General features: G+C 76.4%; 12 protein-coding genes. All 12 read left to right on the forward strand.

Annotation, left to right across the window (positions count from 1 at the left end; translation table 11 throughout):
• Positions 1 to 2,052 precede the first annotated feature (2,052 nt).
• The 12 genes from ACFU5J_RS06135 to ACFU5J_RS06190 all read left to right on the forward strand — a co-directional run bounded on the left by ACFU5J_RS06135 (position 2,053) and on the right by ACFU5J_RS06190 (position 15,471).
• A complete protein-coding gene (locus ACFU5J_RS06135) occupies positions 2,053 to 3,108 on the forward strand; it encodes a hypothetical protein (RefSeq protein WP_430578129.1) in 1,056 nt (351 codons plus the stop codon).
• Complete coding sequence (locus ACFU5J_RS06140; protein ID WP_430578130.1) at positions 3,105 to 4,118, forward strand: HAD-IIA family hydrolase; 1,014 nt, start codon at positions 3,105 to 3,107, stop codon at positions 4,116 to 4,118. Before ACFU5J_RS06135 ends, ACFU5J_RS06140 begins: the two co-directional genes overlap by 4 nt.
• 281 nt (positions 4,119 to 4,399) lie before the next feature.
• The gene (locus tag ACFU5J_RS06145) at positions 4,400 to 4,678 is read left to right on the forward strand and encodes a hypothetical protein (RefSeq protein ID WP_430578131.1); all 279 of its coding nucleotides are present in this window, start codon (positions 4,400 to 4,402) and stop codon (positions 4,676 to 4,678) included.
• Positions 4,675 to 5,592, forward strand: coding sequence for a TlyA family RNA methyltransferase (locus ACFU5J_RS06150; protein WP_430578132.1), 918 nt, complete (start codon positions 4,675 to 4,677; stop codon positions 5,590 to 5,592). Before ACFU5J_RS06145 ends, ACFU5J_RS06150 begins: the two co-directional genes overlap by 4 nt.
• Positions 5,589 to 6,560, forward strand: a complete 972-nt coding sequence (locus ACFU5J_RS06155; RefSeq protein WP_430575387.1) for an NAD kinase — start codon at positions 5,589 to 5,591, stop codon at positions 6,558 to 6,560. The genes ACFU5J_RS06150 and ACFU5J_RS06155 overlap by 4 nt, the downstream gene beginning before the upstream one ends.
• Positions 6,561 to 8,321 carry a DNA repair protein RecN gene (gene recN / locus ACFU5J_RS06160; protein WP_430578133.1) on the forward strand — a complete coding sequence of 587 codons (1,761 nt, stop codon included), beginning with the start codon at positions 6,561 to 6,563 and terminating at the stop codon, positions 8,319 to 8,321.
• A gap of 5 nt (positions 8,322 to 8,326) precedes the next feature.
• Positions 8,327 to 9,520: a putative cytokinetic ring protein SteA gene (gene steA, locus ACFU5J_RS06165; protein WP_430575389.1), complete on the forward strand. Its 1,194-nt coding sequence runs from the start codon at positions 8,327 to 8,329 to the stop codon at positions 9,518 to 9,520.
• Between the two features lie 64 nt (positions 9,521 to 9,584).
• A complete protein-coding gene (locus ACFU5J_RS06170) occupies positions 9,585 to 10,580 on the forward strand; it encodes a copper transporter (protein WP_430575390.1) in 996 nt (331 codons plus the stop codon).
• A complete protein-coding gene (locus tag ACFU5J_RS06175) occupies positions 10,580 to 11,434 on the forward strand; it encodes a hypothetical protein (protein WP_430578134.1) in 855 nt (284 codons plus the stop codon). The genes ACFU5J_RS06170 and ACFU5J_RS06175 overlap by 1 nt, the downstream gene beginning before the upstream one ends.
• 4 nt (positions 11,435 to 11,438) lie before the next feature.
• A complete protein-coding gene (gene murJ, locus ACFU5J_RS06180) occupies positions 11,439 to 13,064 on the forward strand; it encodes a murein biosynthesis integral membrane protein MurJ (protein WP_430575392.1) in 1,626 nt (541 codons plus the stop codon).
• A 71-nt stretch (positions 13,065 to 13,135) separates the two neighbouring features.
• On the forward strand, positions 13,136 to 14,824 hold the full coding sequence (locus ACFU5J_RS06185) for a CTP synthase (RefSeq protein ID WP_430578135.1): 1,689 nt from the start codon (positions 13,136 to 13,138) through the stop codon (positions 14,822 to 14,824).
• Positions 14,821 to 15,471: an NUDIX domain-containing protein gene (locus ACFU5J_RS06190; RefSeq protein ID WP_430578136.1), complete on the forward strand. Its 651-nt coding sequence runs from the start codon at positions 14,821 to 14,823 to the stop codon at positions 15,469 to 15,471. Before ACFU5J_RS06185 ends, ACFU5J_RS06190 begins: the two co-directional genes overlap by 4 nt.
• The last annotated feature ends 2 nt before the right edge of the window (positions 15,472 to 15,473 follow it).

The following is a 15,473-nucleotide window of genomic DNA, read 5'->3' on the forward strand; positions in this document are numbered from 1 at the left end:
TGCCCTCGAGAGGGGGTGGGAGAGTAGGACGCCGCCGGACACCCATTCACGAAAGGCCCACCCCCCAGGGGGTGGGCCTTTCGCATACCCCGAACGTTGTCGAGGCCACGGCCGCGGCATTCCGCCACGCTGCGCGACGACCACGTCAGCACGGCAGGGCCTGCATCGCAGCGATCGAGGGCACGGGCCGGAGCCGAGCACGACGAGCACGTGGCGGGCCTGTCGAGGACGCCATCGTGGGGGCGGGGCCACCGTCGCTGACGCGGTCAGGACGGGAGCACGTCGACGTGCGGGTGGGGTCCCTTGCCTGTCCCTGCCCGTCGACCGGGAGCTGCCTCGGGCGCCTGCGCCCGCGCCGCCCGAGGTCGGCCTGGCGGGAGCTCGTGCCGTCGAGACCGGCGCCGTGCGCTCAGGCTTCACGCGCGGCGGCTCCGCGCGGCTTCGCGCGGACGATCCGCTGAGCTTCTGGAGGGTCACCCGACCGGTCGGCCGGCGCGCGGTGCGCCCCCACGTGTGGTGCGCCCCACGCGTGGTGCGCCCCACGCGTGGTGTGCCCCCTCGTGTGGTGCGCCCCTCGCGCAGTGCAGCCGGTGTCGATGGCGTCGGTGCAGGGCCGTGGGCGGGGCGGGAGCACTGGCTCGACGCCGTTCGTGGTGGTGTCGTGGTGGGGGTGCAGGGGCGGGCGACGTTCGAAGCCGTGCGGGTCGTGCAGCGGTCCGGAGGGGGCGGTGGGCGAGGTCGCTCGCTGCACGACGAGGCGTGCCACCTGTCACACGGTGCCGGGGCCCCTGAGCCGTTCGTGAGGGGGCGTGGCGTGGGAGAATACGGCTCGTGTCGGCGTCTGGAAGGAATAGCGTGAACGATTCACCGCGGGACGAGAACAAGGGCGGTGCTGGCGGTCGCTCGTCGTCCCCCCGTGGCGGGAGCCCTCGCGGGGCTGCGCGTGACGGAGGGCGTGGCGCGCGCTCGTCCGACTCCGGACGCGGGGGCGCGGCGCGCGGCGGCAGCGGCGCGGGCGACCGCGCCCGGGGCCAGGGCCGCGCGCCCTCTGACCGCGGCACGCGGGGCGGCACCGAGGGACGTGAACGCTGGTCGGGGCCCGACCGACAGGAGCGGCCCGACCGTCGCCGTGACGGCGAGCGTACGGGTTCGCGACCTGGCGGTTCCGGCCGGTACGGCGACCCGACCCGGCGCGACAGCGCGTCCCGTGGCGAGGGCCAGTCGTCCGACCGCCGCGACCGGCGTGACGGCTGGTCGCGTGACGACCGGCGCGACCGCCCGGCCGGTCCCCGCTCGCAGCCCGACTCCCGGGACCGCCGCGAGAGCTGGTCGCGCGACGACCGGGGCGACCGGTCGACCCGCGGACGTGCGCAGGCGGGCGACTCCAGGGACCGCCGTGAGGGCTGGTCGGACGACGCCCGCCGTGGCGGCGCCCCGGGTGGGCGTTCGCCGTCCGGCTCGAGGGACCGCCGTGACAGCTGGTCGCGCGACGACCGGCGCGACCGTCCGTCGGGGACTCGTTCGCAGGGCGACCACGGGGACCGCAGTGGGGGCTGGTCGCGGGACGACCGTCCCGCTCGTGGGCGTGCCGGCGAGGGTCAGGACCGCCGGGACAGCGGGTACCAGCCGCGCGGCGAGGGCCGCGACGATCGTGGCCGTGACGAGCGCGAGCACCGCGGGGGCGGGACCCGTCCCTCCGGGGGCGCACGGGCGGGTCGTGACGACCGTGGGTCCCGCGGCCAGGGGCCGCGGGACGGTCGCGGCGCGGGCCCGCGCCAGGGGCGCGACCAGTCCGGCGAGCACCGCGGGCGTTCGGAGTACCGCGAGCGCACGGACGACCGACGGGACGGACGCGACTCTCGTGACGGCGCTCGCCAGGGCTACCGGGGCGACACGTCGCGCGGACCCGCGGCGGGGGGCCGTCATGGCGGGTCCGGCCAGGGACGCCGTCCCTCCGGGGCCGGCGGCGCGGCGCGGCAGGGCGACCGCCCGTCCGCCGCGGCGGAGCGCCGCCCTCGGGTCGTCGAGCCGGAGATCGCCGAGGACGCGACGATGAGCCAGCTCGGGAAGGACGTGCGCGGCCGCCTGCGCGGGCTGACCAAGGAGAACGCGGAGCGGGTCGGCCTGCACCTGGTGATGGCGGGGCGGCTCCTCGACGTCGACCCCGAGCTGGCCTACGAGCACGCTCAGGCAGCGGTCCGCCGCGGCGGGCGCGTGGACGTGGTGCGTGAGGCCGCAGGCATCGCGGCGTACCGCACGGGGCGGTTCGCGGAGGCGCTGCGTGAGCTGCGCACCGTGCGTCGGCTGAACGGGTCCTCGGAGCACCTGCCGCTCATGGCCGACGCCGAGCGGGGGCTCGGGCGACCCGAGCGTGCGCTGGCCCTGGCCACGAGCGACGAGGCCCGGACGCTCGACGCCGACGGCCGGACCGAGCTCGCCATCGTGGCGAGCGGCGCCCGCAGCGACCTGGGGGAGCACGACGCCGCGCTGGCCGTGCTCGAGCGGATCCCCGCCGCCGAGAGGAAGGGCGACCTGGGCCTGCGGGTGCTGCAGGCCCGTGCGGCTGCGCTCGAGGCGGCCGGCCGTGCGGACGAGGCCGCCACCCTCCTCGCCGGTGTCGATCCCGCGGAGCTGGAGCGTGTCTCCGGCGTGGCGGAGGAGCTCGACGACGTCGTCGTCTACGACACGTATGACGAGGACGCCGAGGACGAGGACGACGTCGAGAGTGCCGACGACGTCGTCGAGGACGTCCTCGACGACGATGACGGCGACGGCGAGTCCGAGCTCGCGGACGGCGTCGACGACGCCCTCGAGGACACGGTCGGCGAGCGGGACGACGAGGTCGGGTCCGCGGACGAGGCGGCCGACGCGGAGGACGCGGCCGACGCGGCCGACGTGGCCGCGCTCGACGCCGCTGGGCTCGACGCGGACGTGCTCGGCGCGGACGAGGGCGACCAGGTGCCCGACGGCGTCGACGAGGTCGCGGCGGAGGTCCTCGCCGAGGACCTGACCGACGACGCGGCAGGAGATGCGGTCGAGGAGGTCGCCGACGGTACGGAGGCGGCGCCGCCCACGCCGGACGACGAGGTGTCCGGGGAGAAGGGATGACGGCGACGCTCGCCGGCAGCGACGTCCCCCTGACCTCGGCGTACGACCTGGCGCTCGTCGACCTCGACGGCGTGGCCTACCGGGGGCACCTGCCCATCCCGCACGCCTCGGCGAGCCTGACCTCGGCGCGCGGGGCGGGGCTGCGGCTCGTGTTCGTCACGAACAACGCGTCGCGCGAGCCCGAGGAGGTGGCGGGCCAGCTCACCGGGCTGGACATCCCCACGGCCGCGGACGAGGTCATGACGGCGGCGCAGGCGTGCGCCGCGCTGCTGCGTACCCGGCTCGCGCCGGGCGCGCGTGTGCTCGTCGTCGGCGGCGCGGGCCTGCGGACCGCCGTCGAGCGGGCGGGGCTGACGATCGTCGACTCCGCGGACGACGCACCCGAGGCCGTGGCGCAGGGCTATGCGCCCGGGCTGGCCTGGGAGGACCTGGCCGAGGCGGCGTACGCCGTCGCGGGCGGCGCGTGGCACGTGGCGAGCAACCTCGACCTCTCGCTGCCGACCGCGCGCGGGTTCGCTCCCGGGAACGGCGCGCTCGTGGGCGCCGTCGTCGCGGCCACGGGCGTGCAGCCGGACAGCGCGGGGAAGCCGTCCCCGACGATGTACCGCCTCGCCGTCGACCGCGCGGGCGCGGAGCGACCCCTGGTGATCGGCGACCGGCTCGACACGGACCTCGCGGGCGCGCGCTCCGGCGGGTACCCCGGCCTGCACGTGCTGACCGGGGTGTCGACGGCGCGCGACGCGGTGCTGGCCGACGCCGGCCTGCGCCCGGACTACCTGGGCGGCGACCTGCGCGCGCTGCTGGAGCCGCACCCGGCGCCGCAGCGCGGCGCGGAGGGCTGGTGGACGTGCGGCGGCCGCGCCGCACGGGTCGCCGGGGCCCGGCTCGAGCTGGACGGCTCGGGGCCCCGTGGCATCGACGTGATCCGCGCGGCCTGCGCCGCCGCGTGGGAGGCCGCGGACCGCGGGAGCGCCGTGGACCCGGCCACCGTGCCGGAGCTGCAGGCCTGACACGGCGCTCGCGTCGCAGGTCCGCCGGGCGGCCCGCCCGCACCTCGACGGCCCCGGGCGGGGTGAGCGGGCCGCGGGCGTCCGGACCGGCGGGCCCCGGCGACGGACCTGGTCGGAGCTGTGGGTCGTGGCACGGGACGTGGACGTCAGCGGGTAGCGTGGACCCGGACCTCGGGCCGCGGCGTCGTCCCGCACGATCAGCCGCGCACGGACCGGCGGTCCGCGTGACCCGGCCAGGGTGCCGGCGACGAGACCACGACGCGCGAGCGGCAGGAGGGACGATGACGCAGGACCCCGTGACGCCTGGAGGCGCCGTCCCCGGACCGCCTCGCGGTGCCGGGCAGCCCGTCGGCGACGGCGCCCGCACGACCGACGTCGCAGCCACGACGGCGGGAGGCGCCGGACCGCTCGCGGGCCTGGACGGCCTCGACGAGGTCCCGGTGGGCGAGCACGTGGAGAGGTTCGCCCGGGTCCATGACGCCCTGCGCGCACGCCTGGACGGCGAGCCGGAGCCGGGGGAGCGGGACGGCACCGACCCTCACCCGGGACCGGCGCGGTGACACCGGAGGCCCGTACGGACACGGAGCTCGTCCGGCGCGGCCTGGCCCGGTCCCGCCGACAGGCCGTCGAGCTGATCGGCGCGGGGCGCGTGCGGCTCGAGGGTCACACGGTCACCAAGGCCTCGACACCGGTGCCCGCGAGCGCGCTCGTCACCGTCGACCCGGACCCGGCCGACCCGGGCTACGCCTCTCGCGCCGGCGGCAAGCTGGCCGGCGCCCTGGACGCGCTCGCCGCGGACCCTGCCGGCCGCGCGCTGCCGGCCGCCGTCGACGGCGGGTGGTGCCTCGACGTCGGGGCGTCGACCGGCGGGTTCACCGACGTCCTCCTGCGCCGCGGCGCCCGGCACGTCGTGGCGCTCGACGTCGGGCACGACCAGCTGGTCCCGGCGCTGCGCGCCGACCCGCGCGTCACGGTGATCGAGGGGTTCAACCTGCGCGACCTCACCCCGACGGACCTCGAGCGGGCCCCGGACGTGGTCGTCGGCGACCTCTCCTTCATCTCGCTCACGCTGGTGCTCGGCCCGCTCGCCGCGGTCCTCGGCCCCGCGTCGCACGTGCTGCTGCTGGTCAAGCCGCAGTTCGAGGTCGGCCGGGAGCGCCTGGGCAGCGGGGGAGTCGTCCGCGACGGTCGCCTGCACGCCGAGGCCGTGGGCGCCGTCGTGCGGTCCGCGGCCGAGCACGGCCTCGAGGCGCGCGCGGTGGTGCCGAGCCCGCTGCCCGGCCCGAGCGGCAACCGCGAGTACTTCTGCTGGTTGCGGCCGGCCACGGGTCCTGACCGCGCGGGCCCCCGGCCCGGCGGCCCTGGCCCCGCGGCAGCGGCCGCGGCCGTGGAGGCCGCCGTCGCCTGGCACCCCGGCGCCCCCGACGCGCCGCCGTCCGTCCCACCCGTCCTGCCGATCGGAGGAGCACAGTGAGCCGCCGAGTCCTCATCGTCACCCACGGGGGCCGCCCGGAGGCCGTGGCGGCGCTCTCCGAGGCCGTGCGCGAGCTCACCGAGGCGGGCTTCGAGGTCGCCCTGCACGACGACGACCTCGCCGAGTCCTTCGGCGACCACATGGCCGCCGCCCGCGCGCGCGAGGGCGTCACGGACTCCGAGGCCGTGATGGTCCTCGGCGGCGACGGGACGATCCTGCGCGCCGCGGAGCTGACGCACGGCACGGGCGTCCCGCTGCTCGGCGTCAACCTGGGGCACGTGGGGTTCCTCGCCGAGAGCGAGCGCGACGACCTGCGGCACGCCGTCCGGCGTCTCGCCGCGCGCGACTACGAGGTCGAGGAGCGCGCGGTGGTCGACGTCGCGGTCCACCTGCCGGGCGAGGACACGCCCCGCACCGGCTGGGCGCTCAACGAGGCCACGGTGGAGAAGGCGCGCCGCGAACGCATGGTCGAGGTCGGGATCGCCGTCGACGGGCGGCCGCTGTCGTCGTTCGGCTGCGACGGCGTGGTGATGTCCACGGCGACCGGCTCGACGGCGCACGCGTTCTCGGCGGGCGGGCCCGTGATGTGGCCCGAGGTCGACGGCGTGCTCCTGGTGCCGCTGTCCGCGCACGCGCTGTTCGCGCGCCCGCTCGTCATCGGCCCGCGGTCCACGTACACGGTGAAGGTGCTCGAGCGCAGCCCGGTGCCCGCGGTGCTGACCTGCGACGGCCGGCGGCGCGTCGACCTGCCGGTCGGGTCGTGGGTCGAGGTGCGCCGGGGCGCGCTGCCGCTGCGGTTCGCGCGGCTGTCGCCGGCGCCGTTCACGGACCGGCTGGTGTCGAAGTTCTCGCTGCCGGTGGTCGGCTGGCGGGAGCTGGCGGCGAACCGGCCGGACCACCGGGCGCCCGCCCTCCCGGAGCAGGACGCTCCGGCCGAGGGCGGGGCCGAGCACGAGAAGGAGGCGTAGGTGCTCGAGGAGATCGCGATCGAGAACCTGGGCGTGATCCGCGCCGCCCGGGTACCGCTGGCGGACGGGCTGACCGTCATCACCGGCGAGACCGGGGCCGGCAAGACCATGGTGCTCACGGGACTCGGCCTGCTCATGGGCGGCAAGGCCGACGCCGCCGCGGTGCGGCCCGGTGCCGACGGCGCCGTCGTCGAGGGGCGGCTGCGGGTCGCGGCCCACCCCGACGTGGCGGCGCGCGTCGACGAGGCGGGCGGGGAGGTCGACGAGGACGGCACCGTCGTCGTGCTGCGGACCGTCGCGGCCGCGGGCCGCTCGCGCGCGCACCTGGGCGGACGTGGCGTGCCGCAGGCGGTGCTCGCCGAGATCGCCGACGAGCTGGTCACGGTGCACGGGCAGGCCGACCAGCTGCGGCTGCGCACCGCCGCGAAGCAGCGCGAGGCCCTGGACTCCTTCGCCGGTCCGGAGCACCAGGACCTGCTCGACGCGTACCGCGGGGCGTGGACCGAGCGCGCCGGCCTGCTGGCCGAGATCGCCGAGCTGACCGCGCGCGGCGCCGAGCGGGCGCGCGAGGCCGAGCTGCTGCGCCTGGGCCTGGCCGAGGTCGAGCGGGTGGACCCGCGCCCCGGCGAGGACGCCGAGCTCACGGCCCTCGTCGGCCGGCTCGGCAACGCCGAACAGCTGCGGGTCGCCGCGCAAGAGGCGCACGACGCCGTCGCGGGCGACGACGTCGAGACCGCGGGCAGCGCCGTGGAGGCGGTCGAGCGGGCGCGGCGCGCCCTCGACGGGGTCGCGGGAGACGACCCGGCGCTCGGCGTGCACGCGACCCGCCTGGCGGAGGCGGGCTACCTGCTCGCGGACGTCGCGACCGACCTGTCGGCCTACGTCAACGACCTCCAGGCCGACCCCGCCGGGCTCGAGACCGCGCACGCCCGCCTCGCGGAGCTCACCACCCTGACGCGCAGCTACGGGGAGACCGTCGACGCCGTGCTGCAGTGGGCGAGCGACGCCGGCCTGCGACTGCTCGACCTGGACGACGGCGGCGAGCGCCTGGCCTCCATGCGCGAGCGCACGGTGGAGCTCGACGGCGACCTCGCGGCCGCAGGGGAGCGGCTGACGGCCGGCCGCCGGACCGCCGCCGAGGCGCTCGCGGCCGCCGTCACGGCGGAGCTGGCGGGGCTCGCCATGAAGGGCGCCCGGCTCGTGGTCGACGTCGCGGAGGCCGACGAGCCCGGGCCGTGGGGCGCCGACCAGGTGACCTTCCTCCTCGAGCCGCACCCCGGCGCCCCGGCCCGCCCGCTCGGCAAGGGCGCGTCCGGCGGCGAGCTGTCCCGCGTGATGCTGGCCGTCGAGGTGGCGCTCGCCACGGCCCGCCTCGAGGCGGCGTCGGGCGTGCGGGCCGCGGCCCCGCTGCCGACGTTCGTCTTCGACGAGGTCGACGCGGGCGTGGGCGGCCGCGCCGCGGTCGAGGTCGGTCGCCGGCTGGCGACCCTCGCCCGCAGCACGCAGGTGGTGGTCGTGACGCACCTCGCCCAGGTCGCCGCCTTCGCGGACTCGCACCTCGTGGTGACGAAGTCGAGCGCCGAGGGCGGCGCCGCCGGCGACGGGGACCCGGACGGCGGCGTCACCGTGACGGGCGTGCGCGAGGTCACGGACGACGATCGCGTGCGCGAGCTGGCGCGGATGCTGTCGGGCCAGGACGAGTCGGCGACCGCCCGCCAGCACGCGGTCGAGCTTCTCGAGTCGTCCACCGTGGGACGATAGGGGCGATGAGAATGATCCTGCGCAAGTCCGAGCGCGCCCCTGACGCCGGCGACGGCGGCCCCGACGTGACCGGACCCGCCCGGGTCGGCACGCGCACGAAGGACCTCACCAAGCGGCTGAAGCCCGGCGACGTGGCGGTCATCGACCACGTCGACATCGACCGCGTGGCCGCCGACGCCCTGGTGTCCGTCGGCCCGGCGGCGGTGCTGAACGCCGCGCGCTCGACGTCGGGCCGGTACCCGAACGCGGGGCCGGGGATCCTGATCGAGGCCGGCATCACGCTGGTCGACGACCTGGGCCCGGCCGTCATGGCGCTGCCCGAGGGCGCGTCGGTCGTCATCGACGGCGGCACCGTGCGCGTCGACGGCACGACGGTGGCCGACGGGGTCCGGCAGACGCGCGAGACCGTCGAGACCGACATGGCCGCCGCGCGCGAGGGCCTCTCGGACGAGATCGAGCACTTCGCCGAGAACACGATGACCTACCTGCGGCGCGAGCGGGACCTGCTGCTCGACGGCGTCGGCGTGCCGGACGTGCGCACGCAGTTCGACGGCCGCCACGTGCTCATCGTGGTGCGCGGGTACCACTACCGCGAGGACCTGGCGATGCTGCGGTCCTACATCGCGGAGAACCGGCCGGTGCTGGTCGGCGTCGACGGCGGCGCCGACGCGATCATCGACGCCGGCTGGAAGCCCGACATGATCGTGGGCGACATGGACTCGGTGTCCGACCGGGCGCTGTCGTCCGGCGCGGAGATCGTGGTGCACGCCTACCGCGACGGCACGGCGCCGGGGCTCGACCGGGTCGAGTCGCTGGGCGTGGAGCCCGTCGTCTTCCCCGCGACCGGCACGAGCGAGGACATCGCCATGCTGCTCGCCGACGACAAGGGCGCCGAGCTCATCGTCGCCGTCGGCACGCACGCCACCCTGGTGGAGTTCCTCGACAAGGGCCGTGCGGGCATGGCCAGCACGTTCCTCACCCGTCTGCGGGTGGGCGGCAAGCTGGTCGACGCCAAGGGCGTGTCCCGCCTGTACCGCACCCGGATCTCGAACCTGCAGCTCACGCTGCTGTCCCTGGCGGGCGTCGCCGCCGTCGTCGCGGCGCTCTGGTCCACGGCCGCCGGACAGACGCTCTTCGGGCTCATCGGTGCCCGGATCGACGACCTCGTCTCGTGGGTGGGTAGCCTCTTCGGCGGGTGACGCCCTCCCGCACCCCGCCGCAGCCCGCCCGTCCCGACCCCCATCGAAGGAACCTCTGCCGACCGTGATCGACTTCAGGTATCACCTCGTCTCGCTGATCTCCGTCTTCCTCGCCCTCGCCGTGGGCATCATCCTCGGCGCCGGCCCGCTCCAGGGCACGCTCGGGGACCAGCTCACCGAGCAGGTCGACGCGCTGCGCACCGAGCGCAACACGCTGAGGGAGGACCTCGGCGAGGCACGCACGACGGCCGAGGAGCAGCAGCGGTTCATCGACAGCGCGGGCGACCAGCTCGTCGCGGGCTCGCTCGAGGGCAAGAACGTGGCCATCGTCGAGGTGGACGAGGTGAGCGACGCGAGCCGCAAGGCGGTGCTCGACCAGCTCGAGGCGGCCGACGGCACCGTCGTCGCGCAGGAGCGCCTCGCCGCGTCCTGGACCTCCGCGGACGAGCTGACCATGCGGGAGACCGTCGCGGACGGGCTGCGCGCGAAGCTGCCGGCCGACGCCGTCGACGGCGCCATCGACGAGGACTCCGGTACGGCGGAGCTGCTGGCCGCGTCGCTCGCGGTCGCGCTGACCGACGCCGCGCCGGACGCGGGCACCTTCTCCGACGCCGCGCTGGAGCAGCAGCACCTGCTGCAGCAGGTGGGCCTCGTGGAGCAGGTCGCGGAGCCGAGCGCGCCGGCCGACGCGATCCTGCTGCTGTCGGGCGGCGGCACGGCGACCGACGAGGACGCCCAGACGACGGACGCCGACCCGAAGCAGACCGGCATGGGCGCGCTCGCGGCCCTCGCGGGCACGTCCGCCGAGGTGGCCGGCACGTCGGTCGTCGCGGGGCCGACGACGAAGGACGGCGACCTCGTGGCCACCGTCCGCGCCGACGACACGCTGTCCGGCCTGGTGAGCACCGTGAGCGGGATCGAGCAGACGACCGGGCAGGTCGTCGTGCCGCTCGCGATCGCGGCGCAGGAGGCCGGCACCGTCGACCAGTACGGCTTCGAGGACGGCGCGACCGTCCTCCCGCCGGCGGTCGAGAACGGCGAGACGCAGGCGGACGGCTGATGGCCACGAGGCTCGGGGCGCTGCTGCGCGGCGCGGCGGTGGCGGCGGCCGGGACGGCGCTCGTCCGTCGCGCGCTCGAGACGGACCCCCCGGGCGGCTCCGCCCGCTGGACCCGCACCAACCATCGGGGCGAGCCGATCAGCATGCTCGAGGGCCCCGCGGTGGCCGCGGGGCTCGTGGCGGGCACGCTCGCCGCGGGCGGCGGGCGCGAGCGGGCCGGCGCGGCCGTGGCCACGGCCGGTGCCGCCGCCTTCGGCCTCGTGGACGACCTCGCCGAGGACACCAGCACCCGGGTCAAGGGCCTGCGCGGGCACCTGGGCGCGCTCGCCGACGGCCGCCTCACCACGGGTGGGCTCAAGGTGCTCGGCATCGGCGCCACGGCGCTGGCCGGTGCCGCGGTCGGCACCCGCCGGCGTGGTGGCGCGGCGGGTCACCTCGTGGACGTCGCCGTCAACGGCGCGCTGATCGCCGGCACGGCCAACCTCCTCAACCTGCTCGACCTGCGCCCCGGGCGCGCCCTCAAGGCCTCGGCCGCGCTGAGCCTGCCCGTCGCCTGCGGCGGCGCGGGGGCGGCGACGGGCGTCGTCCTCGGGGCCGCGGCCGTCGCCGCACCGGGCGACCTCGAGGAGCGCGACATGCTCGGCGACGGCGGCGCCAACGCGCTCGGCGCGCTGGTCGGCGCGCAGTGGGCGTTCGGCGCCCCGCGCGCTGTGCGCCTCGCGGCGCTGGCCTCCGTCGTGGGGCTGACGCTCGCCTCCGAGCGCGTGAGCTTCTCGGCCGTGATCTCGACGACCCCCTGGCTGCGCCGCGCCGACGCGTGGGGGCGCCGCCAGGACGCGCCCTCGGAGGAGTGACCGCATGACGTCGCGGCCGGGCGGGCTGCGGGCGGCGACCCAGACGCTCGCGGGTGCCGCCGTGATGATCACCGTCGTGACGGTGGCGAGCCGGCTGGTGGGGTTCGCCCGGTCGCTGGTGCTGTCGTGGGCGGTGGGCACCGAGGGCGTGGGCCCCGCCTACAGCGCGGCGAACCTGCTGCCCAACGTGCTCTTCGAGGTCGCCGCCGGCGGCGCCCTCGCGGGGGCCGTGGTGCCGCTGCTCGCGGGCCCGATCGCCCGCCGCTCGGCGCGCGAGACCTCCGGCGTGGCCTCGGCGATGCTCGGGTGGACGCTGGCCGTCCTGGTGCCGCTCGGGGCCCTGCTCGCCCTGCTGGCGGGCCCGATCGCGGGGCTCCTCATGACCCAGCACCCGGAGCTCGTGGACGTCACGGCCACGTTCGTGCGGACGTTCGCGCTCCAGGTGCCGCTGTACGGGCTCGCGGTGGTGCTCGGCGGCATCCTGCAGGCGCACAAGCGGTTCTTCTGGCAGGCGTTCGCGCCGCTGCTGTCCAGCGTGGCGGTCATCGTCGTGTACCTCGTCTTCGTCGCCATGACGGGCGAGAACCGGGACGACGTCGAGGCGCTCTCCACCGCCGCGATCGGCTGGCTGGGCTGGGGCACGACGGCGGGCGTCGCCGTGCTCGCGCTGCCCCTCGTGCTGCCCGTGCGGCGGACGGGCACGCGGTTGCGGCCCACGCTCCGCTTTCCCGGCGGCGAGGGCGTCCGCGCCCGCAACCTGGCGCTGGCCGGCGTCGGCGCCCTCGTGGCGCAGCAGCTGTCCGTGCTCGCGGTGATGGGAGCGGCGCTGCAGTTCGGGCCGTTGCAGACGTTCCCGACGTACACGTTCGCCCAGCAGGTCTACCTGCTGCCCTACGCCGTGCTGGCGTTCCCGCTCGCGACGAGCGCGTTCCCGCGGCTCGCGGAGCACGTGGCGCACGGGCGCCACGACCGGTTCCGGGGCCTGCTGGCCACGACCACCCGGACGCTGCTCGTGGTGTCGGGGCTCGGCGTCGCGGCGCTCGTGGCGGCGTCGGACGCCGTCGAGGCGGTGTTCGCCCGCATCGCGCACGGGTCGGTGGCGGGGCTCGGCGACGCCGTCGCGTGGATGGCGCCGGGGATCGTCGGCTTCGCGCTGATCCTGCACCTGTCGCGCGCCCTGTACGCGATCGACCGCCAGCGCGTGGCGGTCGTGGTGACCGCGGCCGGCTGGCTGGTCGTGGCGGGGGCGGCCTTCGCGCTGCCCGCCGCGACGGGGGTCCGTGACCAGGTGGGCGTGCTCACCCAGCTCGGCCTGGCCACGGCGCTGGGCATGACGGTCGCCGGGGCGGGGCTGCTCGCCGCGGTGGGCCGGTTCGCGGGGCGCGAGGCCCTGCGGGGCATCCCGCGGACCCTGACGGTGCTCGTCGTCGCGACCTCGGTCGGCGCCTGGGCGGGGTCGCTGGTGTCGGGCGCGCTGCTCCCGGCGGACGCCAGGATCCTCCCGGCGCTCGGCGTGGGGCTGCTCGCCGCGCTGGTCGGGGGAGGGGTCGTCGTGGGCGGCTTCGTGCTCGCGGACAGGTCCGCGGTCACGGGGATCGCGGGCCGGGGGCGCGGCGCCACCGAGGAGTGACGTGACGGAGTGACGCGACGCACCGCGCGACCCGCGTGCCGCCGTCCGACCCACTGTTAGGATGGAGTTCCGTGGCCGACACCGCGAACAGACTCCAGCCCCGCTCCTCCAGCCGCACGGGTGCCACGCACCAGACGCGGCACATCTTCGTGACGGGCGGTGTGGCCTCGTCGCTCGGCAAGGGACTCACCGCCTCCTCGCTCGGGCGCCTGCTGCGCTCGCGGGGCCTGCGCGTCACCATGCAGAAGCTCGACCCGTACCTCAACGTGGACCCGGGCACGATGAACCCGTTCCAGCACGGCGAGGTCTTCGTCACCGAGGACGGTGCCGAGACGGACCTCGACATCGGCCACTACGAGCGCTTCCTCGACGTCGAGCTGCCCGCCTCGTCGAACGTCACGACCGGCCAGGTCTACTCCCGCGTCATCGCCAAGGAGCGCCGCGGCGAGTACCTCGGCGACACCGTCCAGGTGATCCCGCACATCACCGACGAGATCAAGTCCCGCATGCGCGACCAGGCGGGCCCCGACGTCGACGTCATCATCACCGAGATCGGCGGCACCGTCGGCGACATCGAGTCGCAGCCGTTCCTCGAGGCCGCCCGCCAGGTGCGGCACGAGCTGGGCCGCGACGACTGCTTCTTCCTGCACGTCTCGCTGGTGCCGTACATCGGCCCGTCCGGCGAGCTCAAGACGAAGCCGACCCAGCACTCGGTGGCCGCGCTGCGCTCCATCGGCATCCAGCCGGACGCCATCGTGCTCCGCTCGGACCGGGTGGTGCCCGACGGCATCAAGCGCAAGATCGCCCTCATGTGCGACGTCGACAACGAGGCCGTCATCAACTGCGCCGACGCGCCGAGCATCTACGACATCCCGCGCGTGATCCACTCCGAGGGCCTCGACGCGTACGTCGTGCGCCGCCTCGACCTGCCGTTCCACGACGTCGACTGGGACGGCTGGACCCACCTGCTCGAGCGCGTCCACGAGCCGGAGCACAACGTCGAGATCGCCCTCGTCGGCAAGTACATCGACCTGCCCGACGCGTACCTGTCGGTCACCGAGGCGCTGCGCGCCGGCGGCTTCGACAACGACACCAAGGTCGCGATCCGCTGGGTGGCCGCGGACGACTGCCGCACCCCCGAGGGCGCGCAGGACTCGCTGGACGGCGTCGACGGCGTGCTCGTGCCGGGCGGCTTCGGCGTGCGCGGCATCGACGGCAAGGTCGGCGCGCTGCGCTGGGCCCGCGAGAACCTGGTGCCGACCCTGGGCATCTGCCTCGGCCTGCAGTCCATGGTCATCGAGTACGCGCGCAACGTGCTGGAGCTCGAGGACGCGTCGTCCACCGAGTTCGACCCGCAGAGCACGCACCCCGTCATCGCGACGATGGCGGAGCAGCTCGCGATCGTCGACGGCGCGGGCGACCTGGGCGGCACCATGCGCCTCGGCGCGTACGACGCGCACCTGGGCGCCGGCTCGGTCGTGGCGAAGGCCTACGGCAGCGAGCGGGTGTCGGAGCGCCACCGCCACCGCTACGAGGTGAACAACGCGTACCGGGCGCAGCTCGAGGAGGCCGGCCTGGTGTTCTCCGGCACGTCGCCCGACGAGAAGCTCGTCGAGTTCGTCGAGCTGCCCGCCGACGTGCACCCGTACTACGTGAGCACGCAGGCGCACCCCGAGTTCAAGTCGCGCCCGACGCGCTCGCACCCGCTGTTCAAGGGGCTCGTCGCGGCGGCCCTCGAGCGCCAGGGCAACCAGGCGTGAGCGACGCCCCAGACGTGGCTGGCACGCCGCTCGCCGACGAGATCGCGCCCCGCCCCGTCCTGCGGCACGACGTGCTGCAGCGGGGCCGGATCATCGACCTCGTCCGCGACGAGGTCGACCTCGGGGACGCCGGCGTGGTGACGCGCGAGTACGTCCAGCACCCCGGCGCCGTGGCGATCGTGGCGCTCGACGAGCAGGAGCGGGTCCTGCTGGAGCGCCAGTACCGACACCCCGTGCGGTCGTTCATGTGGGAGGTGCCGGCCGGCCTGCTCGACGTCGACGGCGAGCCCGCCGTCGACGCGGCGGCGCGGGAGCTGGCCGAGGAGGCCGCCGTCACCGCCGAGCGGTGGGCGGTGCTCGCCGACTACGCGACGACGCCGGGCAGCAGCGACGAGGCGGTGCGGATCTTCCTCGCCCGCGGCATCGCGCCGGTGGCCGAGACGGACCGGCACGTGCGCACCGGCGAGGAGGCCGGCATGGAGCTGCGCTGGGTGCCCCTCGACGAGGCCGTCGCGCGGGCGCTGGACGGCAGCCTGCACAACCCGTCGACGGTGGTCGGGATCCTGGCCGCCGCGGCGAGCCGCGCGGGCGGCTGGTCGTCCCTGCGGCCGACGGACGCGCCCTGGCCTGCCCGGCCGCGCGCCTGAGC

The sequence above is a fragment of the Isoptericola sp. NPDC057559 genome, assembly GCF_042801555.1.
In the GTDB taxonomy this organism is placed as follows: Bacteria; Actinomycetota; Actinomycetes; order Actinomycetales; family Cellulomonadaceae; genus Isoptericola.

Coding starts and splice junctions, on each gene's coding strand:
- ACFU5J_RS06145 (WP_430578131.1), top strand. CDS start 4,400: ATGACGCAGGACCCCGTGACGCCTGGAGGCGCCGTCCCCGGACCGCCT.
- steA (WP_430575389.1), top strand. CDS start 8,327: ATGAGAATGATCCTGCGCAAGTCCGAGCGCGCCCCTGACGCCGGCGAC.
- ACFU5J_RS06140 (WP_430578130.1), top strand. CDS start 3,105: ATGACGGCGACGCTCGCCGGCAGCGACGTCCCCCTGACCTCGGCGTAC.
- ACFU5J_RS06135 (WP_430578129.1), top strand. CDS start 2,053: ATGAGCCAGCTCGGGAAGGACGTGCGCGGCCGCCTGCGCGGGCTGACC.
- ACFU5J_RS06175 (WP_430578134.1), top strand. CDS start 10,580: ATGGCCACGAGGCTCGGGGCGCTGCTGCGCGGCGCGGCGGTGGCGGCG.
- murJ (WP_430575392.1), top strand. CDS start 11,439: ATGACGTCGCGGCCGGGCGGGCTGCGGGCGGCGACCCAGACGCTCGCG.